Raw genomic sequence first — 25,056 nt, forward strand, 5'->3', positions numbered from 1 at the left:
TTTACTTTCTCACATGGTAATCACCAAAAACAATGAATTTCGTAGTTGTTAATTCCTTGAGTCCCACCGGTCCACGTGCATGAAGTTTTTGGGTACTAATACCAATCTCCGCTCCCATCCCAAACTGACCACCATCGGTAAATCTTGTGGAAGCATTCACATAGACCGTAGATGAATCGATTGAGTTGAGAAATTTCATAGCATTTGTGTAATTTTCTGTTAGTATTGCTTCTGAATGTTTAGTCGAGTACTTGTTGATGTGTTCTATTGCTTCATCTAAAGAAGATACTATTTTTATGGATATTATAAGGTCAAGATATTCCGTGCTCCAATCTTCCTCTGTAGCAAGTTTACAGTCAATAATCTCTCTTGTCTTTTCACATCCTCTAATCTCAACCCCCTTTTCATCGAATACCTTCTTCAGCTCAGGTAACAGCCTTGGAGCAATTTTCTCATGGACCAGCAACGTCTCTACAGCATTACATGTTCCTGGTCTTTGTGTTTTTGCATTATCTATAACTGATATGGATTTTCCTATGTCTGCACTCTCATCAACAAAGATATGACAAACACCCGCACCTGTTTCAAGGACCGGGACTTTTGCATTAGAAGTAACGTAATCTATGAGTTGTTTACCACCACGTGGAACAACAAGGTCAATTAAACCTCGTTGTGATATTATGTAGTCGACTACTTCCCTGTCTGTTGTTTGAACAAGTTCAACAGCATTTGGTGGAAGTCCTGCTTCCAAAAGCGCTTTTTTAATAACGTTTACTAAAGCAATATTTGAATTTAAAGCATCCGAGCCTCCTTTTAACAGTACAACATTTCCCGATTTAAGTGCTAATAGTGTTGTTTCGATTGTTACATTTGGTCTGGACTCATAAATTACTGCGATAACACCTATAGGTTCTCTTACTTTATATATCTTCAGCCCATCCTCCCTCACAAATGAATCAACAACTTCTCCAACAGGATCTTTCAAACCCAAAACTACTTTACAAGCTTCTATCATCTCATCAATTCTTTTATCATTGAGAACCAGTCTATCTATCAATGCATGTCGGATCCCAATTTGCTTTGCCCTTTCAACGTCTTTCTCGTTTTCTCTCAAAATGTAGGTTCTGTTTTTATCGAGTTCTTTGGCAAGGGAATTTATTGCTTTGTTTTTCTGGACGGTGTTAGTCATCCTAAAAACTTCAAACGCCTTTCTTAATTCAAAGATAGATCGTTTAATCTCTTCGAATATCGCCATGATACCCACCTCCTTACAATCATATTTTTGTGTATTATACCACAATTAAGACCCGTTTTGTTAAAGGAACTCAATCTTGATTTTTTGAACACGGTATGGTAGAATAACCTTGCAAACTGATAGTTGAACAGTGTGTCCGGGGTGTAGCGCAGGTGGCTAGCGCGCTTGCATGGGGCGCAAGAGGTCGCTGGTTCAAGTCCAGTCACCCCGACCAAAGTAAAGCGGGACATTATAAATATGTCCCGCTTTTTTGTTTTTGGGATTTAATGTGGTAAAATCTAAGATAAATAGGTTGATAAGGGGAGGTGTGCATATGGAATTATTGTTCTTTTTTGGACCGATTCTTGCTTTCGGACTCATGGTTTTCAACTTTGTTTCGTTTTTAAAAGAACCAGAAGGAAATGAACGCATGAAAGAAATCTCACTGAGAATCCGCCAGGGAGCTGATGCATTTATTAATCACGAGTATCGAACAGTTGCTATCTACGTTGCAATAATAGCCTTCGTTCTTAGTTTTCTAACCGCATGGTATGTTGGAGTAGCTTTTGTCATTGGTGCGTTCATGAGTTCACTTGCAGGGTACCTCGGAATGAAAGCAGCGACACGTGCGAATGTCCGTGTTTCTGAAGCAGCAAGGTCAAAGAAGAGGATAGGTCCTGCATTAAAAGTAGCATTTCAAGGTGGTTCGGTAATGGGACTTTCAGTTGGTGCTCTTGCCTTGCTTGGTTTGAACGTAGTAGCAAACCTTTTCAAAAGTCAGCTATCAAAGGAACAGTTAATAATAGTTACAAACCACATTGGAGTAAACTTTATACCATTTGCCATGACGATTTCAGGTTATTCACTGGGGTGCTCTATTGTTGCAATGTTCGATAGAGTTGGTGGAGGAGTCTACACGAAAGCTGCCGATATGGCAGCTGACTTGGTCGGTAAGACAGAACTGAAATTGCCGGAAGACGACCCAAGAAATCCTGCAACAATTGCTGATAATGTCGGAGATAATGTTGGAGATGTAGCAGGACTTGGTGCAGATTTGCTTGAGAGTTTTGTTGGTGCAATTCTTTCTTCAATTGTTCTTGCTTCGTACAACTACGTACTTTCTGGTAAATATTATGAAACTGCACTCAAATTAATATTCTATCCAATTGGATTTACCACAATCGGTTTGTTAGCTTGTTCTATTGGTATTCTCTTTGTAGTTATACGTAATTTGTCTGACAAACCTCACCAGGAATTAAACATAGCACTTATTATTTCAGCTCTTCTGACTAGTATTGGGAACTTTATATTCACAGGGTACATGTTGAAAGGCGAATCAAATGATGCGCTTGTTAATTTTGGTTTTCGCTACGGTCCTTATTCTGCTTACTTTTCAGCAATCACAGGAATCATCGCCGGGATTATAATTGGATTATTAGCAGAATACTACACTTCAGATAACTTTACTCCCACAAGAAAGTTAAGTTACAAATCTCTCCAAGGAACAGGTATGGTAATAAGCGGTGGATTGGCACTTGGTATGAAGAGTACGTTCTTACCGTCTTTTGTTCTTTTCGTTTCTATTGTTCTTGCTGACCATTTCGCAGGTTTATACGGAGTTGCCATGGGTGCTGTAGGTATGCTCTCTTTCGTAGCTACATCGGTTACAATAGACTCGTACGGACCAATCGCAGACAACGCAGGTGGAATAAGTGAGATGGCAGAGCTCGAACCTGAAGTAAGGCATATAACAGACAGACTTGATATGGTTGGAAACACAACTGCTGCAATTGGTAAAGGATTCGCTATCGGTTCTGCCTCCTTGGCAGCACTTTCACTCTTTGCTTCATACATATATTCTCAGACCTCGCCTGGAGAATATGTAAGAAGTATACAAGAACTTTTGAATTTAAACATAATAAATGCAAGAACTCTGGGAGGGGCTATACTCGGTGCAGCACTGCCTTATCTATTCAGTGGAATATTAATTGAAGCTGTTGTAAAGTCTGCTTCAAAGATGGTTGATGAGATAAGAAGACAAGTTAAGGAAATGCCTGGGATTCTCGATGGTAGTCAAACTCCAGATTACGAAAGGTGTATCAAAATAAGTGCTGATGGAGCACTCAAACAGATGGTTTTACCAGCGATGATAGCAATACTGACACCACTAGTTTCTGGTTTCACTTTTGGTGTTAATTTTGTTGGTGGACTGCTTGTTGGAACCACATTGAGCGGAATTATGCTCGCACTCTTTACAGCTAACGCAGGTGGTGCATGGGACAACGCAAAAAAACATCTTGAACAAGGTAAGATTCCAGGTTTAAGTAAAGGCTCTGTGGAACATTCAGCGTTGGTTGTGGGTGATACAGTTGGAGACCCATTAAAAGACACCGTTGGTCCAAGCCTTGACATACTGATAAAGATAATGGCAGTGGTTTCATTGATATTTGCACCGCTCTTTCAAAAATTTAGTATATTTTAACGCTTAAGGGATGGAAAGCAACCTTGCTGTTTAAGGGAGCCTTTTTCTTTTGCTTCTTTTTTTGCAATCAAAAATAGTAATACGGCAACTCTACCTTATACTTCCCTCTAAACTCTGGTTCCTTCAACATTAGTGGACTATCCAAATCGTGGAAATCAAACGCTCCAGTTCCAAGAGCGAAGTGGACACTTTGGTTTACTCCAAGACTCGATTCTGCCATGCAACCAATCATTAATCTCAAATTCGCAGCTTTCACCATCTCGACAATTGCAAGTGCATCACTGATGCCAGATTTCATAAGTTTAATGTTTATGTAATCCACCGCTTCTTCTTTAATCAATCTCATCACATCATATTTTGTCTTAGCACTCTCGTCTGCTGCAACGGGGAATGGAGAGTTCCATCTTACGTATTTAAGTCCTTCTATATCGTGCATCGCAACTGGTTGTTCGAAAACATGTATATCTATCCCAGCCCTGTATAACTCGGTTACAAATTTCACTGCCTGTTTTGGTGTATAACCTGTGTTAGCATCTACGATATATTTGCATCCCTTTGAAACCTCATAAATTGCCATCATCGCTTGGATATCTTCTTCAAGGTTTTCCCCTACCTTTATCTTTATCACGCTGTGCCCACGTTCTACAATCTTTCTTGCATCTTCAACTCTCTCTTCGATACTCCCTATGCTTATCGTATAATCTGTCTCTATTCTCGTCTTCGCACCACCAAGTATTTGGTAAACTGGGACGCCAATTTCTTCACTGAATGCGTCAAGAACGGCATATTGAACTGCAGCTTTAATGCTTGGTGCACCAAAAAGTTTGTCGGTCACATCGAAAATCTGGCGGTAATTTCTAACATCCATCCCAACAATCATTTCATTTACAATTTGTTCCAGCCCTAATAAAGCAGGAACCTTCTCACCATTCACCCTAAACGATGGTGAAGCCTCTCCGTATCCGACAACTCCATTATCAAGCTCAACAATAACTTCTATGTTTTCCGTGTCGTATGAAACATTGTTTGTGATATGAAATGGCTTCACATATTCAAAGCGGTTCAATTTGAACTTTACCGATTTGATTTTTCCCACCTTAAACACCCCCTATTTTCTTTTTCAATTTTTTAACTCTTCAAATTCAAGAACCTCGATTTCGCTCTTTAAATCAATTACATATCCATCTTCTTCCTTGCTAATTATCTCCATTTCCCCAGTCTGATTGTCGTAAGGATCCAACCTCCATGCTTTCTTTTCAGGATAGAAATCCCCCTGAAATTCTGTATTCGCAAACATTCTAAATCCATCAAGATTCGTAAAGTAGAATATACGCATCGGTTCTTGTTCTCTTCTCCCTCCACCAAACGAAAGGTCAACTGGCACCCATCCGTATCTTTCAAGATAGACAAGTGCCCAATCGTGCGGAGAAGCCCCAAGCGGAGTTATACTCCAGCCAGATTGCCATTTAGCAGGTATACCAGCCATGCGACACAGAGTAATAAATAAGAGCGCTTGGAACCCGCAATCACCTTTGAAGGTTGTTGCTACGTATTCTGGGATATTATCATACAGGGCATAAGGCAAAACGTATGAATAGTTCACATTTAGTGTGACAAAGTCGTATATTCTTCTCGCACGTGCTAAATCATCAAGCTTGGTCCAATCTTCGTTGTGGAATATCGTATGGAGGAGTTCTTTTAGAAAAGGAGAAAAGACAATATGGGGTGGTAATTCACTGATGTCTTCTTTTGAGGGCTTTTGTGTATAGAGTGATTGTTGTCCAATCCACTCATGAACTGTGTACTCAAACTCTACGTAGAATTTTTCATTATCCTTTCCTTCCATATACACTGTTCTTTGACCAACTGAATTGTCCGCAATTTCGTACTCGTGACTTGCACTTATCAATTTGACGTCGCTCTGCTGAAATTCTTCTTTTGGAAAAGGCAACCATACACGAACTTTTTCTTCCCTCGGGTTCTCTTTCTCAACAGTTATTCTTGCTCGCACACGATAGCTCTTTGGTTTCCCACTTTTCAGTAACCGCTCAACTGCTTTATTTATTAGCTCACGTCTTTTAAGCGTTTGTTTATCTACCCTTTGCCTTGCTTTGTATTCCTTTTCATTGAAAGCCAGGTTCTTATCAAACCTGCTTTCAAAAAATCTTTGTGTCTCGATGTATATCCAATCTAGTCTCCCTTCCCTCCAAAGCTGCTCAAACTCCGACTTTGTAGCACCTTTAAACGTCTTTTTAAAAATCTTAAGCGCTTCGTCTTGAGGGTATTTGTAAGCTCTTTTGAGCAGTTCCATTCTAAACAATTCAAATTTAAGCCTTTCTCTCATCTGCGGTGGTAATCTGTGTTCTAATATATTATCAATTTGCTCACGGGCTTTTTTGAAGAAACCTTGGTAAATGTATTTTTTCAAAACATCCGGAAGTGGGTAACTAAGAAAATCCATTCTTGACATGTTAACTCCCCCTTGATATGTATCCTACCTTATAACTTCATCCTACAATTTATTGTACAACATTTTCAACAGATAACAAAACATCAAAATTAAGAAAACCCCTGCACATAGAGACGTGCAGGGGAAGAAAAGCTTGCAGAAGGCTAAAGTAACGCGCTGAATAATAATTTTCATCCCTATTTTAATACCCACTACCTGTCGTTTTAATCGCAGGGAATGAGATTGTCGAAAGTTTCGTTAGCTGCATAATAATTTTAGGAATGTCCGTGTTGTCCATAAAACCTGTGAAGTAATGTGCACCAGGTCCAAAAGCGTAGACTGGAACAGGTGCGGCTGTGTGGTCAAATGTTGTCCAGCCAAAACCTACTTTCTCACTGACAAATCTTGCAAGTTCTCTTCTCAAATTGTTTGAAGGAATCTTTCTCAAGTTTTCGTATTCAGCATCTGTGATAGATATACCATACCATTCTTTAAGACCCGCAATAAATTTTTCTTTGTCCGCGATATTGTATTGGCTTAAGAACATCTGTGTAGTTCCCTTTGCACTTCTTGCAAGTTCTACGTTAATTGTGTAACCACCTTTTGAAAGTGACAATCCACCTGTTTCGTGATCACCGGTAACAATCACAAGTGTGTTACCATCTTTAGCTGCAAATTCGAGTGCAACTTTGACAGCATTGTCGAATTCCACAACCTCTTTCCAAACTCCGTAGAAATCATTTGAATGAGCTTCCCAGTCTATTTGTGAACCTTCGACCATGAGCATGAATGGTTTTCCGTCTTTTGAGAGAAGTTCGATTGCTTTCTTGGTCATAACATCGAGGGTTGGTTGAGCTGACGACCTGTTAGAAACCGGGTCTAGATGTCCTTTAGCAAATAAGCCTAGAACCTTTGAAGATTGAGTCGTGTTGAGCTCTTCAACTTTTGTTATGTATTCATAACCTTTGCTTTTCATCACTTCTATGAGATTAAGCCCATCTGTTCTTCTACCACCTTGCGCAGTTGGGACAAACATATCCCATCCGCCACCAAAGATAACATCAACGATTCCAGATTCAGCAAGCTGTTTAGCAAGGGTTACTTCATCGTCTCTGTTTTTCACATGACCATATACAGAAGCTGGAGTAGCGTGAGTTACTCTACACGTAACTGCCAAACCAATGTTATAACCAGCACTCTTTGCAATTTCAAATATCGAAGGCATTGGTGTACCATTTGGTAATACGCCTATCGCTTTGTTCAACGTTTTGTATCCGGCAAAGAGAGCAGTTCCTGCTGGAGCAGAATCAGTTACCCACGAGTCAGAGGAGTATGTTGTTGTAATACCTGTGTAAGGAAGAGTCATAGTTGTAAGAACGCGTCCTTCAAGCATACTTGCAAGAAGAAGCTGGTTAAAACTCATACCATCTCCTACAAGGTATATAATGTTCAGCGCAAACGAGATAATGGTCACAAATACTAAAAATAACAAAACCAGACCCCTAAGTTTCATACTCAACACCTCCATCGTTTTGATTTCCCCCGTTTCCTCCCTGGGAGTTGTCCAGAAGAACCTTAACATATTTCTATTAGCAGACGTTTTAAAACTGTTAAGAAACTAAAAAAACCAGCTGGTTTTCTCCCAGCTGGATTTCTCATGCATCATGCAAATTACACTCATTTTTTTAGAATTTCTTTATATCCTCTGGCATCCTTGGAAGTATTTCATACATATCCTTGTATAGATACATAACACCTGTTACCGAAACCTTGTCTCCGACTTTTAGCGTGTTAACTTTGAATGGCACTTCTTTTCTTATATACACCAAAATTTCAAACTTTTCCGTTTTCACTTTAAACTGATACTTCTCAACAGAGCTCACAGTTCCCGTAACTACAACCAGATTGGACAGATATTTTTCGAAGTCTGCGTCTTTAAGCTCGACAGCTGTTGGAGTTGCTGAGCCAATGACCTCTACTTTGTCTGGTATAATCTCAAGAATTCCATAGTAGACCTTTGTTTTTCCAACAACTTTGACGACATCGCCTATCTTTAAGTCAACAGGTAAGACCTTGCCGTATAACATGATTCCAGCGGTCTCGTCTTGCATATACGTTGTCAAGCTTCCAAGTACACCAACTGGCGCAAGAATGATACCGGTTGCCTCAACCGTTTCTCCAACTTTCAATTTGTAAATATCGGCGATTTTGACCAAGTTCTGGGAAAAGAATACAACACTCACTACCAACAAAAACACTACCAAAAACTTCTTCATACCGTCAGTCCCTCCCTTTTGTTTTTAGTTGACGATTTTAATTTCAAACGGTGCGCGAAGCATAATCATATACTTTCCTTCGTAGCTGTCATACCAGAGCTCACCATAGAACCTTACTTTTCTACCCTTTAGACCATAGAGGTTGTACCCATTGAATAAATTGTTGTACTCACCACTTCTTATCTTAACAAGCGCAAAGTCAGAATATATGTAGTAAGTATCGTTAGAAAATTTTACGTTGTTAACATCCATCTCAAGCCATACAATCTTTCCCTTGTATGAACTCAGCTGGCTTGCCTTGGTTTTGTCGATAACCGGTGCATTATCGTATTTCGAGAATATACCTCTTCTGTTTTCGTATGCTCTTTTGTAAGCATCGACAATTGCCTTGGTATATTCTGGAACCGATGTATTGTCGTAAATCAAAGGTCGAGCGTATCCATTTTCAGTAACCGAGGCTTCATACAAGTACTTCGCACCAGTTTGACTATCTTTTCCAAAAAGGTAAACCAGAATCCTTCCATAGCTATCTTTTCCTTTTTGCTCATACGAAAGTTCAAATTGACTTGCGAACCAGTAAAGGTAATTTTTTGCATCCTGCCCATATTCGCCTACAGGTTTGTCGCCTTCATGAATTTCTGGCGCATCGATGCCAAGAATTCTAAATGATTGTCCTGAAACTCTTAGTGTATCCCCATCGAGTACTTCAACACTACTTATCGCTGTTTCTTGAGTAGAACAAGAACTCAGTGTTAGAGCAAGAACCAGGCTGATGGTAATTACAAGAATATATAGTGCGTTTATTTTGGATTTTCCAAAAATCATTTCCTCACATCCACTCCCTTACAGTGTGTAATTGTTTTTATTTTACTTCAATATCTGCCTGCTTCAATGGCTGGATTTCAAGCTCATCTTTGAACAATGTCAATATACCCGTTACTTTAACAGTTTTTCCTTCTGAAATACCAGCTAAACTAATACCTGTTGCACTCTTAATGTAGACCTTTACTTTAAAAGCACCGGCGTTTACAATGAAATTATCCTTTCCAACGCTCTCAACTGTTCCGGTTACATATACAAGATTTGAAAGGTAAGACTTGTCAAGTGACTTTAATTCAACAGGTTTTACATTTCCTTTACCAACCACAGTTACGTTATCTACGACTATCTCAAGAATGTTGTTGTAAACTTTCGTTGAGCCACTCACAACAACGATATCTCCTACATTCAAACTCGTAGGAATGGACCTTCCATATAGCATTATCGCTCCCGTTTCATCCTGGATATATGTTACCGAATTGCTCAGCAATCCAACTGGTGCAAGGACAGTTCCAGTGACGGTAACCTTTGAGCCTTCTGGCATACTGTAAAGGTCTGCAATTTTGATTGTTGTCGGTTGCTTGCTTTCCTGAACTACTGGTCTTGGGGTAAGACTTGTGACAAGCGATTGCAACGCACCGAGTAGGTCTATGCTTGTTTGGTATGTATACGTGAGCTTAAGCAGGGCAAACTGAGTTGTTGGAAGTGCAGAAGAAGCATATAAATCACCGTTGGCAAATGAGAGTGAGAAATCCGCAACATTCAGCTTTACACCATACAGTGGTAACCAACCACTACTTGCCCAGTTGCTGTTGTATTTGGCAAAAACTCCAACATAAAATCCTGGGAAGTTGTATCCAAGTTCGCCCATAACGTTCCAAGAGCGTGGCATGTTCGGGTTTGAAGGTTCTCCTGTTGCAAAGCTCACATCGTATTTATTCGCACCAATCCAAGCAAACTGACCGGCTGCAAACCAAGGACCAGATGTGAGTTTGGCACCAACCAAAAAGCTTGGCTCATTGATAGTGTTCGTTGCTGCACCAATACCTGCCCAGTAATCAACGGTTCCAAATGAGAACTTCCGTGAATTGGAGTAATTCAAAGAAACTTGATAGTAGCGAGTTTCGTAGTATGCACCAAAACGACCAAAACTGGTTGTAATGGTCCCATAAAGTGCAAATTTATTCAGTTCTGTGCTGTAAGCACCACCCACTTCGTATGAATAACTACCAAATTTACCGTAGACATAACCGACAAATCCACCAAGCCCCGGTGTTGTATTTGATGTGTTGTATGTATCAAACTTTAATCCCCCGAGCGAAACACCCTCATATTGAGAAGTCAGACCTCTTGAAAGCCTCATCCTACCTGCCGCAAGATAGATAGTCTGAACGTATGGGATATTAACCGAAAGCTTCGTATCGACAAAATAATACCTAGGAACGATGAAGTCGTAGTCAAAGAGTTTAAAGGTACCATGTGAATATGTTAGATAATCGGTGAATTTGATTGCTACAGAATCAAAAGGTGCTGGTGGTGTGATTGTCCAGTATGCTATTGGGAAATTATCGAGATTTCCCAAGTTCATGTCGTAGGTTAAATACCCTGTTAGCTTAAAGTCGATTCTAAACGCAAACGAGAGTAAGACCAAGAAAACCGAAAAAAACAAGACAGTATGTCTAATTAATTTGCCTCTCAACTTAGCTCCCTCCCCACAAAAACTAATTTTCCCATTTCAATCTTGGATAGTCATTACCTTCATCGATTGTCCAAACGTTCGTAAAGTCCCAGCCAGAGAATGTAGCTTGTTGCTTCATTTCTGCTGTCGTTTTACCCGTTGCATATGAATCACTGACACCAGAGCCTACAACCTCCGTGTCATAGTAGGAACTTGTCACAACTGGTGTTTGACTACCTGATTCTAAATACGCTATAAACGCTTTTCCGTTAGTTACCTGAGTTGCTAGATAATTGTTTTCAATAACTGCATTCGTTTCGGAAGCCCTGTAGTAATTACATATGAAACCTGCTGCAGCTGTTGAACTTGAATAATCACTACTGACCTGCCCACCTTCTACATAGCAGTTCCTAACCACAACCGCAGGCTTTCCAGAGTTAACTCTAAGTCTACCAAGCAATCCTCCGATTGCGTATTTAACTCCAGAAACTGTCGTATTTCTAACCGCACATTCTTCGATTTCTGTTCCATCTATCGCTTCTCCAATGAGCCCGCCACCATAGCCAGAACCGTTGTATGTTACCCTGACCGAACTATTGACGACTTTAACCCTGTAAACTTTCGAAAGTTGAGAAGCGCCAGCTAATGCTCCTGCACGACTACTTGCAGTGATGTTTGCATTCTCAATTATTAAGTTCGTCACCGTTGCGTTGTACAAGTAACCAAACAAACCTGCATTACTCTTTGTTGTATCGTTGAAAGATATGTTCATTATTTTGTGCCCATTCCCATCAAACGTTCCTACAAATGCACTCGCTGAAAGATTTGAGCTATATGTTCCTATTGGAGTCCAATCAACTCCTGCAAGGTCTATGTCCGCTCCAAGTTTGAAATACTTATTAGCACTTGCAAATGCCCTTACACTAACCAAGTGCTCAGGTTTCGTGATTATGTATGGGTCATCTGGCGTTCCAGAACCTGATTCGAACGAGAACATTTCCCATTCTGCATACAACGGCATCTCAAGTATTCCTTCGTTTCTTTTGGCTTTACCGTAGAAGTTAATAACTTTACCTTCGAGCGACTGTTTAAATTGTTCAAACGTAGAACTGAACAGATATTTGAAATTACCCGCCGAAATTGTTACTTTGAGCCAGTTACTTACGTTAATAACAATGTTTCCTGTTTCGTCTTTAGTTACATCTGATACTGCTCCAGAAAAGATTGCATAATTGCCTTCAACATATGTGTTTGAACTTTCAACTGTAATGACTGCTGCTCCAGAGAATGTCGAATAAACGCCTTTTTTAGAAGAATACGCAGATTTGTAGGCATTCTTCAGCATTTCATATATCGTTGCATCTTCCCATTCTTCAGCAAGGTTTGGAACAACCACCCCATCTTTTAGCGCCTGTTCTTGATACAAAGTCTTACCATCCTTGCTGAACAAGAAAGCATATTTCTTTCCATTCTTTTCACCCTTCACAAGAACTTGGACAATTCCTTCGGATTGGGAATTTATAAACTCCTCCAACTTTGTCTTTGCCGCTGAAGGATCTACACTATCGTCTATTCCTATAAGTTCGTAAGTTTGTCCGTCCACTTTAAACGTTTTCCCATCAATAACTTCATCAACCATGGCACCGACTCCAGGATAACTATCCCCAATTTCTGCACTTAGAATTTTCAAACTCCAAGCACCATTTGAAAATTGCAGGTATCCTGTCAACGTGGCTTCCGTGTCGTAGGTGTAAGGAAGAGAGAGACTCGAATTCAATGAAACAACATCGATAGTTGCTTTTCTATTGTTTACCTTATCATACTCGTATGTAAATGTCATCTTTCCACCGTTGAGTATACCGTATACCTTAACGTATTGGAAATCCCAAAGAGCACGAGTAGGAACACTGACATTATTTGCAATATCGATTGTCAAATCGGTAGGTTCAACTGTAAACGTTTCTGTTGCAAAGCTTTTAGACCCACCTTTACTGAAATCTATTTGCACAGAATCCCTATACGTTGTCCCTATGACATTAGTCAACGTGACCTTCTTTCCAACATCTGAAGAGTAAAACCCTGCTTTGTAAACGTAAATACCGGTTTGCCCGTCGTGAATAATCGCATCGCTTCCCGAAACGTAGATAATCGTTCCTTCAACTTTATCGAGCGATACTGGACCTGCTGAGTTCAAAATCTTTAGCTTTGCATCGTAGATGTTCTTAACCGACAAAAGTGATGGATGCTGTGGAACACAGCTTGTTATGACAAAAACCAAAACCACGCTTAAAAGAGCCAGAAGTGCAATGTAACCCCTTTTCACCTATACCACCTCCGAAATATGAGGAATAAATTATCTTCGTCATCTGGTCAAAAACCCGGGGCAGAGCCCCGAGTTTTTGGGATTATCATACTATAGGTATTTATCAATATTCCCACTGAAGTGTTGGATATTGTCCAGTGACAAATTTCCAGATAGTTGTAGACCATGTTTCATCATATGGTGTGCCGCTCTTCATTTCTGCCGTCGTCTTTCCTGTCTGCAGGTTATTATTCAATGAACCAGTTTCTTCCTTAGCAACTTCTTTATCAAAATAGTTATTACCACTATCGGATGTTGTTGCTGGACTGTAGTCGCCACCAATAAAACCTTTCCACTTACTAGCACCGTCAGTTCCAGGAGCTACGGCTGCGTAACAATTAACTACCTTTGCCTTTCCACCTGAAGAAGTATTCGTCGATAACAATCCGATCAAACCACCTATGTTTGAGCTATTTGTCGACTTAAAGTTAACAGTTCCAATGGCATAACAATTCTCAATAACTCCCGTCTCAACTGTATTTGCATAAAACCTTCCTATCAATCCACCAGCACGTGCGTTGTCGTAATTTGGAGCTGATACCGTCACATTGTTCGCAAAGCATTGTCGGATAATCATTGCATTTGATGAGGAATTATCAGCATTAACATCGCCTATTAAACCTCCAACGTAAGCATTACCACTGCTATTTTCAGCTCTCAATGTGGAGTTTCTTACACCTACCTTCTCAACCGTGGAGTTCTTAGCACCACCAGAAAGAGCTCCAACGTATTGTTTCGCCGTAATGTTTGCACTCTCAATTATCAAATTCGTCACAGTCGCGTTGTATATGTATCCAAACACACCAACGTTTTGTTTAGATGAGTCATTGTATGTTAGGTTCCTTATCTTCTTTCCATTTCCATCAAACACTCCAACAAATGCAGTTGTTGAAAGATTTGAGCTATATGTTCCAATCGGTGTCCAAGTTACACCTGTAAGGTCAATATCATCAATCAGTTTGAAATACTTACCTGTATTCAAATATTCAGGCTTGCCTATATTCTGCAGCTGCCTTGCATTTCCTATGAGGTATGGATCCTCTTCCGTTCCATTTCCACCCGCAAAGTCAAGGAGTGTAATGCTTGATTGTGGGAGTTCTGTCTTTGGACTTTCTCCGTTTTCGTTGTACGCACTAACTGCGACTTTTTCAAGGTTGTCCCATTCAGACAATGGAAGGTCTAAAGTAACGGTTGTTGCAGTAATGTTTTCCTGAACGAGTGTGAAATCACTCTCTGTTTTTAGCTTTTTATAGACTTTGTATTTTATACCTTCCCCTTGGACTTCACTCCAGCTTAAGGAAAGTTTTTGTGAATAATCTTCGTAGGTTCCTGTTACACTTTCAGGAGCATTCGGTGCTTCTTGCTCAACGGTTATTGATTCTTTATCAAGTTCTGCTTTAGCACTTTCTCCTGCGTCATTGTATGCACTCACAGCTACCTTTTCGAGGTTATCCCATTCCCCTTCTTCTAAGATAATCGTTGTTGCTGTCTCGGTAAGTTCTTCCACAACTAGCGTATAATCATTTCCTGAAAGTTTCTTGTAAACTTTGTATTTTACTCCTTCGCCCGCTACTGTACTCCAGCTCAGTTTTAATTCTCTGGTACTTGCTTTGTAGCTTCCAGAGACATTTTCAGGAGCATTCGGTGGTGTTGGTTTGTTCTTCTCTGAGATTTGCGATTTGGAAAGTTCAGTTTTGGTACTTTCTCCCGCATCATTATATGCACTCACAGCTACCTTTTCGAGGTTATCCCACTCATCTTCGGACAAGTCAAATGTGAACTCGGTGGTATTAATGTTTTGCTCAACAAGGACATAATCTGAGTCTGAAAGTTTCTTGTAGACCCTATACTTTACACCCGTTCCCGAAGAAGACCATGTCAACGTCAACTTGTGTGTTTGATAGTCATACTCACCACTTAAGTTTGTAGGAGCGTTGGGCTTCTGCAGTGGAGTAGGTGTTGTACATGAGTAAAGGAATACAAAAACCGCTAAGAACATCAAAAGAACTAAACTCTTTTTCTTCATAGTTTCCCCTCCTCCTTTTATAGGGTAGATATAAGTATATTCATTTTTTCTTCTCAATTCTAATTGTTCAAAGAAAGGAATGTAGCACCGTAGCTTATAATTATATCACAATTTTTAAGGTATTATTAAAAAAAAGACCGTTGGTTTCCAACCTTGAAATTCTAATTCAATCAGTAATCTGAGATTACTTAAAGTTTTTCTCAGAGTTTCTTTGTTTTTTACGTCATTTCAAAGATACGCCTTCAAAAGAAGTCTCGATTTTCCTTTTGTGCTACTCAGGGTTTCTATCTATTCACACATGCAAAAATTGCAACTCATCTTCAGTTTATATCACACAACATCCCATGTCCTAAGGAAGAATAAGAGAAGTCAGATATACACAGGGCTATCCAACAATCAGAAGGCAAAAAAATTAATCACACAAAAGCTGGGGAATTAGGTGATTTACACAGTTTTTTCTCACACTACCGCATCCATCGAACGGTATCGGCGGTTAGTTATTATCCGCTACTACACTCTGACTTTTGCTTGAAATTGTTCTGATTCCCACTACCAAGCCCTTAGCAGACTTCCAACACCATGCTGTCGCTCATTCCGGACACATGTAAAAAACTTGGCTGGTTTGCTAAAACCAGCCAAGTTTAAAAATGTTATCAATTTTCCGCTTTGTTTATATCTTCTCACTCATCGCCTTTGCTTGCAAGAACAAACCAAGGTAGTCTCTTCCTCCTGCTTTGCTGTCGGTTCCGGACATGTTGAATCCACCAAATGGATGGACTCCAACAAGCGCACCAGTGCATTTTCGGTTGAAATACAAATTACCAACGTGGAATTCTTCTTTTGCCCTTTCGATGCGTTTTCTATCTCTTGAATAGAGTGAACCTGTAAGCCCGTATTCTGTTGCGTTTGCTATTCTCAAGGCATCATCGAAATCTTCCGCTTTGATTATCGCGAGCACGGGACCAAAGATTTCTTCTTGAGCTATCCTTGCATCCCAGGCAACATCCTTGAATATCGTTGGCTCGATGAAGTAACCACCAAGGTCGTCTCTTGCGTTTCCACCATAAATTAGCTGTCCTTCTTTCTTGCCAATCTCGATGTAGGCCATTATCTTTTCCATCGAACTCTTGTTTATTACCGGACCAAGCCAATTTTCTTTGTATCTAACATCTCCTATCGTTATCTTCGATGTTTTTTCTAAGACCTTTTCAATTACTTTGTCGTATACATCTTTAACAATTATCGCCCTACTACCTGCACTACATTTTTGACCTTGGAATCCAAATGCACTGACAACGATTCCTTCTGCTGCTGCATCTAAGTCTGCTGTTTCGTCAACAACCACGGCATCTTTTCCACCCATTTCAAGGACCGTTCGTTTGATCCAAATCTGTCCTGGTTGTGGTTTTGCGGCAAGTTCATGTATACGAAGTCCAACATCTTTTGAACCAGTGAAACTTATGAATCTCGTTTTTGGATGTTTGACCAAGTATTCTCCCGCCAACGCACCACTTCCGGGTAAGAAATTGACCACACCGTCTGGCAATCCAATTTCTTGAAGCACTTCAAAGAACTTTGCAGCAATTACCGGACTGTCGCTTGCTGGTTTTAAGACAACAGTGTTACCTGTGACTATCGCTGCGCTTGTCATACCAACGAGTATCGCAAGTGGGAAGTTCCATGGTGGAATGATGATACCAACACCCAGTGGTATATACCTTAATTCGTTGTATTCGCCCGGAATTCTGACAAGTGGTTGTTCCGACGCATAACGCAACATCTCGCGTGCGTAGAATTCTAAAAAGTCGATTGCTTCAGACGTATCTGCATCTGCTTCTACCCAGTTCTTTCCAACTTCGTATACCATAACTGCATCGAACTCTAATTTGCGTTCTCTAATTCTTTTTGCAGCTTTGAGTAAATACTCTGCCCTTACATGCGCAGGTGTTCTGCTCCATGTTTTGTAAGCTTCCCATGCTGCTTCCAATGCTTTTTCTGCCAGTTCTTCATTGGCACTGCTTACTACACCAACAACTTCGTCTGGTTTGCTTGGGTTAATTGATTTAATCTTTTTCTCAGTCTTGTATGGCTTACCTCCGATGACTATGTCGTATTCTTTACCAAACTCTTTGTAGACTTTTTCAAGTGCTTCTTTCATCCTTTGCTCGTTCTCAGGAATGGAAAAATCAACATATGGTTCGTTTTTAAAAGGTGGTATAATCGTCCAATCTGTTGCCTCGTACATCCCAATCCCCCCTGGAATAGATTTGAGTTCCCAGTATTTTTTAATTTCCTTCCCTCTCTCTGAGCTTCTTCACGATAAACGAAGCGACATGGATACCTTTTGTGCCTCTTCCGAATCCAGCATCGACACCGTTTTCTACAGCCATGTCGTTGTTTATCTGCGTTCCGCCAACAATGATTAGCACTTTATCCCTGATTCCTTTTTCTATTGCAAGTTCGTTGAGCCTTCGCATGTTCTTTATGTGAACGTCGTTATGTGTGATTATCATGGACGCAAGGATTGCGTCTGCACCAGTTTCGATTGCAGCATCGATAAGTTTTTCAGGTGGAACACTCGTACCAAGGTATACGTATTTGATTCCGTATTTTTCAATGCCACCATGCTTAATATCAAGGATTTCCCTCAATCCAACTGAATGTTCGTCTTCACCAACCGTTGCGGCAACCACTTTAATTGGACGTTTGGCAACATATTCGAATATCTCTTCTTCTGGTAGGGTTTCTGGTTTTTTCGGCAGTTTGAGTTCATCTATCTTGATTTCAAAAGGAACTTTCGCTTTGACTTCAACATACGTGCCTTCAGCAGGATGTAGCACGGTTTTTGCAATAATGGTTGGGTCCTCAAGTCCGAGCTTTTCACAAACTGCAAGTGCTGCTGCTTCTGCATATTCTTCCGGTAGTGCGAATGTCATATCGATTTGAATCCATCCATCGGAGTACCATTCGACTTCCGGTTTAATGACGTTCCTTGCTTTCATGTCTTTTATGCGCTGTAATCTGAGGTTTACGTTGTCTGTCTCGTCGAGTTCATCGATGAACTGTATCTTTTCTGGCTTGTGGAATGTGCAACCACCAATGAGGTCACATGGTTTTTCTATGCCTTCAGGCAGATTATTGTATCCAAAGTGCTCACAAACTGGAGCCATGTAATCTGGGTCTCTTGGAACAACTGTTCCAGCAGCAATTTCCCCGTCTTTCTTTCGCGCAATTCCATCACCAAGACGTTCTGGGTAATAACCGTTGTCAACGAACATACCAGCTTCGAGCGCTTCAAAATAACCGCCCATCTCAAGAATCTCTTCAAGCATGAGAATAGCTCTCATTTTCAGCTCTCTGACCTTTTCTCTGATTGCTTCTTGGTCAATCTTTACGTATTTCTTTATACCATCCATTGCAAGAAGAGTGTGCTTTGCTGTTTCAATTCCTCTGATAGAGTTTATATGCCATGGCACATTTCTTCCTTCGTCCGGGGTAATTGTTGATTGTAAGTCTGCACTTGTCAACCTTGAAAGTACGGCATTCAGAACGTGTACCCTCGTTGCGTCAAACAAGTCTGATTCGATGTATCTTGTGTTCATCTGTGCTCTGAATTTGAAACCTTTAAAGAGTTCTCTAAGTGCTACAGCGTATGGTAAATCTATTCTCATCTCCGGTAGCGGTGCAATCACTGGAGGAACAGTTGATAGCGCGATGTTTTCTTTAGGCATGCCAACCTTTACTGAGAACATACAGTTTATACCATGTTGGACAAGCAGTTCAGGCATAACGGTCCACGCCAACTTCGCTGATGCGTTTGCGTTGTGGGCACCGTCGATTTGTAGCATGTTTGCCCATGCCATTATCTTCTTAGCAACCGCTGCGTCGACAAAAGACCTAACAGGGTTAACACCTCTGTAGAGAATATTGTATTGTGGGTCTTGGTGTGCACCGTTAACTCCCTCTTCAGCAAACAATACTGCAATCTCAGGTCCTGCAACACCAGAGACGTAGCTATGGAAGTTAATTGGTCTTCCAACTTCGTCTTCTATCAAATCTAAAGCTTTTCTTGTTGCTCTAACCTGCTTTCTTGTGATGGGTATCCCACCAACACCTTCCGGTGTTCCCTCGATAAGCCCATCAAAGTGTGACTGACCAAGGGTTCTAATAACCATTATATGGTCAGCACCATGCCAAGCTGCCATACGCATTCTTCTGATGTCATCTTCGAACCTTCCAGAGGCGATTTCACTCGTGATGACAACGTCCGGTTGTGGGTCGATGTTGTTGAAATAATGTGCAGCTGGCAACGGAATGCTGTTTTTCAAAGGTTCGCTTATTTGGTAATATTCGTATCTATCGACCTTTGTTCCTTCAGGAAGTTTCTTTCTCCATGTCCATCCTCTTCTTCTTGGACGGTATTTATCGAGGTCTTTTAATATTTCTTCAACATCGATTGGAATTTTTGGGTCGAGTTTATCCATTCTTCTTCACCCCTTTGAATATCCTGTCGACATCGTCCCAGAATTCTCCATTTATCATCCTTCTCCCTGCTTCTATGTAATCGATGTTGTGTTCTTTTGCTATTCTCCAGACGATGTGACCGGCACCTTTACCAAGGAGTCCCCTTTCGAAAATCATGTCTACAAGCTTTTTAGCTTCCAGACTGTTGAAGCCCATTCTCAACAAAACCGATCTCTCAATCGATGGACTTGTGTGCGTTTTGGCAAGTTCGACAAGTGGGTCTACAACTTTTTCAACAAGATGCCAAAAGTAAGCGTTGAGTTCTTCGTCGGTCATATTTTGAAGATGTTTAGACCTTTCTGCGAAATCATCCGGTCTTGGTTTCATCCGTTTCCCTCCCCATCAAGCTCTTTGCTCTTATTCACAAGCTCTTTTTGACTTCTTCTATCCACCTGATTATTTCTTCTCTTGTTGCTCTTAAATCTTCTTCAAGGAATTTCATTTCGGTTTCAGTAAATTCACTTCTATTTTCTCGTTTGATAAGTTCTTTCAAATAGCTCTTTTTCATTTCTTCAACAGGATATTCAATAACACCAATTTGCGAAGGATGTTCTGGAATTGCGATGACTTTTCCGGGAATATCTTCTTTTATGGGGTCTCCACGTTTTACAATCATTCCCATTTTTTTAGCAAATGTGAGTTGAGCTGACGGCAATTTACCAGCACCTGTGTATTCCGTTTCGTTAACTACTATCGTTTGGTCTTCATCCATCTCAAGGGCAAGTGCTATCGCTGCTGTGAGCGATGTGTTGCCTGCAGGTCCTCTTTGCAATCCCTCAAGGTGAGCAAGCATTTCTGTAACGTAGAAGACCTCTCCTTGGGTCACAAGTACGTATCTGTCCATGTATCTTAGAGGTCTTGCTGCGTTCTTTGGCACATCGGACCTGTCTGGAAATACTGCAAACGGTATGCCGAATCCTGTGTGCCCTGTTGTAAAGTATTTCCTATTAAAATCTGTGTCACTTGCCATATGTAGTCCTCTCAAATCAACACTTGCGCCGATGACCTTTGTTTGCGTTGCTCCGGCTTTTCTTAGCCCCCGTGCGGTCCCTGTTATTAGCCCTCCACCGGCATGTGTCACAACAACAGCATCAGGAAATCTTCCGGTTAATTCTTTCATTTGCTCGGCAATTTCATACCCAAGTGTCTCAATGCCTGCTATCGCATACGGAGAATAGAGCGATGCATTAAAGTAACCTGTTTCTTCAAGTAAGACCAATGTATAATAGAATAGTTCTGGTCCTACTGTTAGTTGCACAACCTCTGCACCATATGCTTCGCACGCACGTCCTTTTTCAAGAATCTCAGGTTGACCTCTCCATTGGCTGTCGTAGCACTCCTGGACTATTATGCACTTTAGGCCTCTTTTCGCAGCTTGAGAAGCAACGGCAGCACCGTAATTACCACTTGTGGCTGCTATAACTCCTTTATAGCCGAGTTTCTGGGCGTGGTATACACTTACCGCCGCTCTTCTATCTTTGAAACTTCCCGATGGATTTGTTGCTTCATCTTTCAAAAATATCCTTGCACCTTTGCCTTTCGGAGCTATCTTTTTGATTAGTTTATTTATGTTTTTAAGCTCCACCAAAGGTGTGTTTCCAACGCATGTCTCAGCTTGGATTTTTCTAACTTCTTCAATTGAATACCCAACTTCTTCCATCATCTTTTCGTAGTCAAATGCGATACCTTCTATGATAAATTTTTCGTAATCTATACCTACAGCCTTTCGCATTATCTCGGCACGTCTTGCCATTACTGCAGCATAAGACCTATCTTTGCTCATTTGTCATCACCATCCGATGACTCCAAGATTTCCCTTAACTCCAAACCTATCGTTATGAGCTCAGGGACAGGTTCACCGAAATCGTGCTCGTATTTTGGGTTGACAGCCACAAGTTTTCCTGTAACCAATCTTCCTGTCATTGTTTTTATGGTAACAGTCGCTCCTATTTGCGCCTCTTCATCCTGCAAAAAGCCTTTAACTCTCATCTCGAGTGGAACTTTTTTTGTATCCTCAGGCACTTGTGGTGCACGTTCATGGGGCTGCAGTATAGTAACCTGAATTTGCACCCAATCACCTTTTTTGGCAAGGTTAGCGAGCACTGAGCTCACCTCCGTATTTATCTTGTGAATGAAAGGATAGACCTTGGAACTGGCAAGTCAGCCATACATTTCAAACCAGGTTGTGCACCTATTACTATTGGAATCATGTTGGTTGCAATCGCTATCGTTGCTTTTCCTCCAGGAATTTCTGGTTTTATAGAAAGGTTTATATTTATGTCTCCGTATATTTCTATGTAGTCTCCTGTTTCGACACCTTCAAGGTGTGGGTGTATTTGTTGCGGATGGTAAAGCTCAATGACACATTTGTCTCCAACGTATGCTTTCGCCGAGTGGTTACAACCCGCTACCATGCCAGGTTCGACTTTAACGACAGGGGTTTCTCTGTGGACGTTAGAAATTATAGGTTTTCTTTCCTCTTCTATCTTTGTGATGTTCCAACCTAATGCTCTTGCTATCATAGCAATACTCTGTGGGAATCCAATGTGACCAACTATCGTGCCTTTCTTTAATCCTTCTTCAAATTGTTGTGGTGTTGTGCCAACTCCTTGTGTTTCCATGACCGTTTTTCCAAACGGTGATAAGTCGTTTATTCTTTTTGCAACAATTTTGTCAACTCTTGTGCAAACTCCCGTGAGGGCAATGATTAACGTATCAAGAACAAATCCAGGATTGACACCGGTTCCAAGTATCGTAACTCCGTATCTTTTTGCTAAGCTGTCCATGTAGAGTGATTCTTCCGGATGGGAATCAAATGGGAATGCCATTTCTTCAGCTATTGTAATAACATTTGCATGGTTCTTAACCGCATACTCAATCTGTGGAAGAACGTCTTTAACAAATGAACTTGTTGCGATAACAACAAGGTCTGGGTTTGTTTCCTCGATGACATCAATAGAATCTCTCACACGAACACCGTAGTTTCCAAGCCCGAGCAATTCACCAACGTCTTTACCTATGAATTCTGGATTTTTATCGATAACTCCCACCAGTTTCATGAACTTGCTTTCGATAATATTCTTTGCAATACCGCGCCCCATGGCACCAAAGCCCCAAGTTACTATTCTCACTTCAATCCCCTCCCATTTTAAAATTGTCTTTTTGCTAAATCAAAAGCACTCTGTTATTAATTTTACACAATTTCACTATTGAAGTTCAAATGTTTCTAAGTGTATGATAGTTGCTATAACCAAAGAGATACAATTATAGCCCTTTTATCCTCACTTTCTCTTTGTTATGCTCGTTTATACTTCAGTATGCAAAGTGAATTCCAAGGCTTCTGAAAATTCTGATTTAGAACTCTTTTCAAAAAGATGTAAAACAACACAACTATAATATCGGTGCGATGTTGAGACTTGCTTAATGTGGATTTAACATACTTTTTTCACTAATTACTCATTGAAAGTTACATTGCGAATGATATAATAGGCATGAAAACTAAAGATATAGTGCTTAATTTTTTCATAACTTATTAAAAGGAGGTTGGAGCTATGGCATCCAAAAAAGGTTTAACGGTAACACTTATTGTCATCGCTATCATTGTAGTAGCTATCATCTGGGCAGTAGCAGCAAACAAGAGCAAGGCAGCTGCAACAGAAGAAGCAACGGTTGAAGAAACAACAGTTACGGAAGAAGCACCAGCAACAGAAGAATACACAACAGAAGAGTACACAACAGAAGAATACACAACTGAAGAGTACACAACAGAAGAACCCACAACAGAAGAATACACAACAGAAGAATACACAACTGAGGATTACACAACAGAAGAAGAAGAGAATCAATAATCAAAAAGTTGTTAACAAAAAAGAGCGGGTTTTAAACCCGCTCTTTTTATATTATCGTTATCGTTATTTACTAAATCTTTCGTATATGCTATTAACATTTCTAAGGTAGTAATCCGGCTTAAATAACTCTTCTATTCTCTCCCTACCAAGTAGTTCTAATACACCACTTTCAGAAAGAAGTTTATCCTTGAGCGATTCACCACTTTCCCAACATTCCAGCGCTAATTTTTGAACAAGCAGATAGGCTTCTTCTCTACTCATACCTGCCTCAACCAACGCAAGGAGCACCCGCTGAGAATACACGAGGCCATTTGTTAGCTCAATGTTTCTCAGAATGTTTTTCTCAAACACCCTCATGTTTTCAATGATATACCTTACTTTTTCCAACATGTAATAAATTGTCATTGTTGAATCTGGAAGTATATAACGCTCTGCTGAAGAATGCGATATATCACGTTCATGCCATAACGCCATGTTCTCGAACGCAACCTGCGCGTAGCTTCTTATCAACCTCGCCATACCAGTCAGTCGTTCACAAAGGATTGGATTTTTCTTATGAGGCATGGCTGAAGAACCTCGCTGTCCTTCCTTGAATGGTTCCATGGCTTCAAGTACTTCCGTGCGTTGTAAATGCCTTATTTCAATTGCTATGCGTTCAATTAAGCCTGCAATTAGAGCAAACGTTGCAAGCAGATGAGCTATGTAATCACGCGAAATGACTTGTGTGGCTACAGGTGTCGGTTTTAATCCAAGCTTTTCAAGAGCAATTTTCTCCACTTCCGGAGAGATATTTGCGTAATTCCCAACAGCCCCACTTAATTTTCCAACAGCTATCTCTTCACGAACACTTTTCAGTCTTTCAATATCTCTGAGAAGTTCCGCATACCATGAGAGAAACTTCAACCCAAAAGATGTGGGTTCTGCATGGACACCATGCGTTCTACCAATCGTAGGAAGAGTCTTGTATTGGAGAGCTTTTTCATAAAGAGCTTTGCCCAGTCTTTCCATCGATTCCAAAATGATATCCGTTGCTCGGACAAGTGCAAGTGAATTTGCTGTGTCAACAACGTCAGACGAAGTTAGCCCATAATGAAAGTATCTGGCTTCATCTCCCATATTCTTTGTTACGGACTTTATAAACGCAATAACATCATGGTCAACCACTTGCTCTGTATTTAGTATATCATCTACATCGATAACCGCTTTCTTTCTAATTTCTTCAGCCGTTCCTTTTGGTGCAATCCCTATTTGCTCGTATGCCTCAACCACTGCAAGCTCAACTTCGAACCATCTTTCATACTGAGCTTTCAAAGTCCATAAACTCTTCAATGGTTCAAGTGCGTATCGCTCTACCATCT

The 25,056-nt window shown here is 40.6% G+C and carries 18 protein-coding genes and 1 tRNA gene; 3 read left to right on the forward strand and 16 right to left on the reverse strand.

Going from position 1 to position 25,056, the window contains the following annotated elements; genetic code table 11:
• Position 1 precedes the first annotated feature (1 nt).
• Positions 2-1,255, reverse strand: a complete 1,254-nt coding sequence (locus AC3M61_RS05400; protein WP_500779858.1) for a glutamate-5-semialdehyde dehydrogenase — start codon at positions 1,253-1,255, stop codon at positions 2-4.
• 137 nt (positions 1,256-1,392) lie between these two features.
• Here AC3M61_RS05400 and AC3M61_RS05405 point away from each other — a divergent pair.
• Positions 1,393-1,469 (forward strand) — tRNA-Pro (locus AC3M61_RS05405).
• 93 nt (positions 1,470-1,562) lie between these two features.
• Positions 1,563-3,716 carry a sodium-translocating pyrophosphatase gene (locus AC3M61_RS05410; RefSeq protein WP_500779859.1) on the forward strand — a complete coding sequence of 718 codons (2,154 nt, stop codon included), beginning with the start codon at positions 1,563-1,565 and terminating at the stop codon, positions 3,714-3,716.
• Positions 3,717-3,783: 67 nt separating this feature from the next.
• Here AC3M61_RS05410 and AC3M61_RS05415 read toward each other — a convergent pair whose 3' ends face one another.
• The 14 genes from AC3M61_RS05415 to ord form a co-directional block, all read right to left on the reverse strand.
• Positions 3,784-4,812: an L-Ala-D/L-Glu epimerase gene (locus AC3M61_RS05415; protein WP_500779860.1), complete on the reverse strand. Its 1,029-nt coding sequence runs from the start codon at positions 4,810-4,812 to the stop codon at positions 3,784-3,786.
• A gap of 24 nt (positions 4,813-4,836) precedes the next feature.
• Complete coding sequence (locus tag AC3M61_RS05420) at positions 4,837-6,186, reverse strand: transglutaminase-like domain-containing protein (RefSeq protein ID WP_500779861.1); 1,350 nt, start codon at positions 6,184-6,186, stop codon at positions 4,837-4,839.
• A 181-nt stretch (positions 6,187-6,367) separates the two neighbouring features.
• On the reverse strand, positions 6,368-7,678 hold the full coding sequence (locus tag AC3M61_RS05425) for an alkaline phosphatase (RefSeq protein ID WP_500779862.1): 1,311 nt from the start codon (positions 7,676-7,678) through the stop codon (positions 6,368-6,370).
• Between the two features lie 172 nt (positions 7,679-7,850).
• Entirely contained in the window at positions 7,851-8,441 is a 591-nt protein-coding gene (locus tag AC3M61_RS05430; RefSeq protein WP_500779863.1) for a nucleotide-binding protein, read from the reverse strand.
• 24 nt (positions 8,442-8,465) lie between these two features.
• A complete protein-coding gene (locus tag AC3M61_RS05435; protein ID WP_500779864.1) occupies positions 8,466-9,266 on the reverse strand; it encodes a thermonuclease family protein in 801 nt (266 codons plus the stop codon).
• Positions 9,267-9,303: 37 nt separating this feature from the next.
• Positions 9,304-10,959, reverse strand: coding sequence for a hypothetical protein (locus AC3M61_RS05440; RefSeq protein ID WP_500779865.1), 1,656 nt, complete (start codon positions 10,957-10,959; stop codon positions 9,304-9,306).
• Between the two features lie 22 nt (positions 10,960-10,981).
• Positions 10,982-13,261 carry a M26 family metallopeptidase gene (locus AC3M61_RS05445; RefSeq protein ID WP_500779866.1) on the reverse strand — a complete coding sequence of 760 codons (2,280 nt, stop codon included), beginning with the start codon at positions 13,259-13,261 and terminating at the stop codon, positions 10,982-10,984.
• Positions 13,262-13,364: 103 nt separating this feature from the next.
• Positions 13,365-15,326 (reverse strand): hypothetical protein, encoded by a 1,962-nt coding sequence (locus AC3M61_RS05450; protein ID WP_500779867.1) that lies wholly within the window; start codon positions 15,324-15,326, stop codon positions 13,365-13,367.
• Positions 15,327-15,996: 670 nt separating this feature from the next.
• Positions 15,997-17,571: an L-glutamate gamma-semialdehyde dehydrogenase gene (gene pruA / locus AC3M61_RS05455; protein WP_500779868.1), complete on the reverse strand. Its 1,575-nt coding sequence runs from the start codon at positions 17,569-17,571 to the stop codon at positions 15,997-15,999.
• Between the two features lie 40 nt (positions 17,572-17,611).
• Positions 17,612-19,810, reverse strand: coding sequence for a D-ornithine 4,5-aminomutase subunit OraE (gene oraE, locus AC3M61_RS05460; protein WP_500779869.1), 2,199 nt, complete (start codon positions 19,808-19,810; stop codon positions 17,612-17,614).
• Complete coding sequence (locus tag AC3M61_RS05465) at positions 19,803-20,177, reverse strand: ornithine aminomutase subunit alpha (RefSeq protein ID WP_500779870.1); 375 nt, start codon at positions 20,175-20,177, stop codon at positions 19,803-19,805. The genes oraE and AC3M61_RS05465 overlap by 8 nt, the downstream gene beginning before the upstream one ends.
• 34 nt (positions 20,178-20,211) lie before the next feature.
• Positions 20,212-21,633 carry a 2-amino-4-oxopentanoate thiolase subunit OrtB gene (gene ortB / locus AC3M61_RS05470; RefSeq protein WP_500779871.1) on the reverse strand — a complete coding sequence of 474 codons (1,422 nt, stop codon included), beginning with the start codon at positions 21,631-21,633 and terminating at the stop codon, positions 20,212-20,214.
• Positions 21,630-21,953: a 2-amino-4-oxopentanoate thiolase subunit OrtA gene (ortA, locus tag AC3M61_RS05475; RefSeq protein WP_500779872.1), complete on the reverse strand. Its 324-nt coding sequence runs from the start codon at positions 21,951-21,953 to the stop codon at positions 21,630-21,632. Before ortA ends, ortB begins: the two co-directional genes overlap by 4 nt.
• Positions 21,954-21,970: 17 nt before the next feature.
• Positions 21,971-22,981, reverse strand: a complete 1,011-nt coding sequence (gene ord, locus AC3M61_RS05480) for a 2,4-diaminopentanoate dehydrogenase (protein WP_500779873.1) — start codon at positions 22,979-22,981, stop codon at positions 21,971-21,973.
• 420 nt (positions 22,982-23,401) lie between these two features.
• On the opposite strand from ord, the gene AC3M61_RS05485 reads away from it, so the two are divergent.
• Entirely contained in the window at positions 23,402-23,698 is a 297-nt protein-coding gene (locus AC3M61_RS05485; protein ID WP_500779874.1) for a hypothetical protein, read from the forward strand.
• A 63-nt stretch (positions 23,699-23,761) separates the two neighbouring features.
• On the opposite strand, the gene purB is transcribed toward AC3M61_RS05485, so the two are convergent.
• Entirely contained in the window at positions 23,762-25,054 is a 1,293-nt protein-coding gene (gene purB / locus AC3M61_RS05490) for an adenylosuccinate lyase (protein WP_500779875.1), read from the reverse strand.
• Positions 25,055-25,056 lie beyond the last annotated feature (2 nt).

The organism is Fervidobacterium sp., assembly GCF_059913585.1.

Excerpts from the sequence above, each read along its gene's own strand:
- AC3M61_RS05420 (WP_500779861.1), bottom strand. The coding sequence starts at position 6,186 with ATGTCAAGAATGGATTTTCTTAGTTACCCACTTCCGGATGTTTTGAAA.
- AC3M61_RS05450 (WP_500779867.1), bottom strand. The coding sequence starts at position 15,326 with ATGAAGAAAAAGAGTTTAGTTCTTTTGATGTTCTTAGCGGTTTTTGTA.
- pruA (WP_500779868.1), bottom strand. The coding sequence starts at position 17,571 with ATGTACGAGGCAACAGATTGGACGATTATACCACCTTTTAAAAACGAA.
- AC3M61_RS05400 (WP_500779858.1), bottom strand. The coding sequence starts at position 1,255 with ATGGCGATATTCGAAGAGATTAAACGATCTATCTTTGAATTAAGAAAG.
- AC3M61_RS05465 (WP_500779870.1), bottom strand. The coding sequence starts at position 20,177 with ATGAAACCAAGACCGGATGATTTCGCAGAAAGGTCTAAACATCTTCAA.
- oraE (WP_500779869.1), bottom strand. The coding sequence starts at position 19,810 with ATGGATAAACTCGACCCAAAAATTCCAATCGATGTTGAAGAAATATTA.
- AC3M61_RS05485 (WP_500779874.1), top strand. The coding sequence starts at position 23,402 with ATGGCATCCAAAAAAGGTTTAACGGTAACACTTATTGTCATCGCTATC.
- AC3M61_RS05425 (WP_500779862.1), bottom strand. The coding sequence starts at position 7,678 with ATGAAACTTAGGGGTCTGGTTTTGTTATTTTTAGTATTTGTGACCATT.
- AC3M61_RS05435 (WP_500779864.1), bottom strand. The coding sequence starts at position 9,266 with ATGATTTTTGGAAAATCCAAAATAAACGCACTATATATTCTTGTAATT.
- AC3M61_RS05430 (WP_500779863.1), bottom strand. The coding sequence starts at position 8,441 with ATGAAGAAGTTTTTGGTAGTGTTTTTGTTGGTAGTGAGTGTTGTATTC.
- purB (WP_500779875.1), bottom strand. The coding sequence starts at position 25,054 with ATGGTAGAGCGATACGCACTTGAACCATTGAAGAGTTTATGGACTTTG.
- ortB (WP_500779871.1), bottom strand. The coding sequence starts at position 21,633 with ATGAGCAAAGATAGGTCTTATGCTGCAGTAATGGCAAGACGTGCCGAG.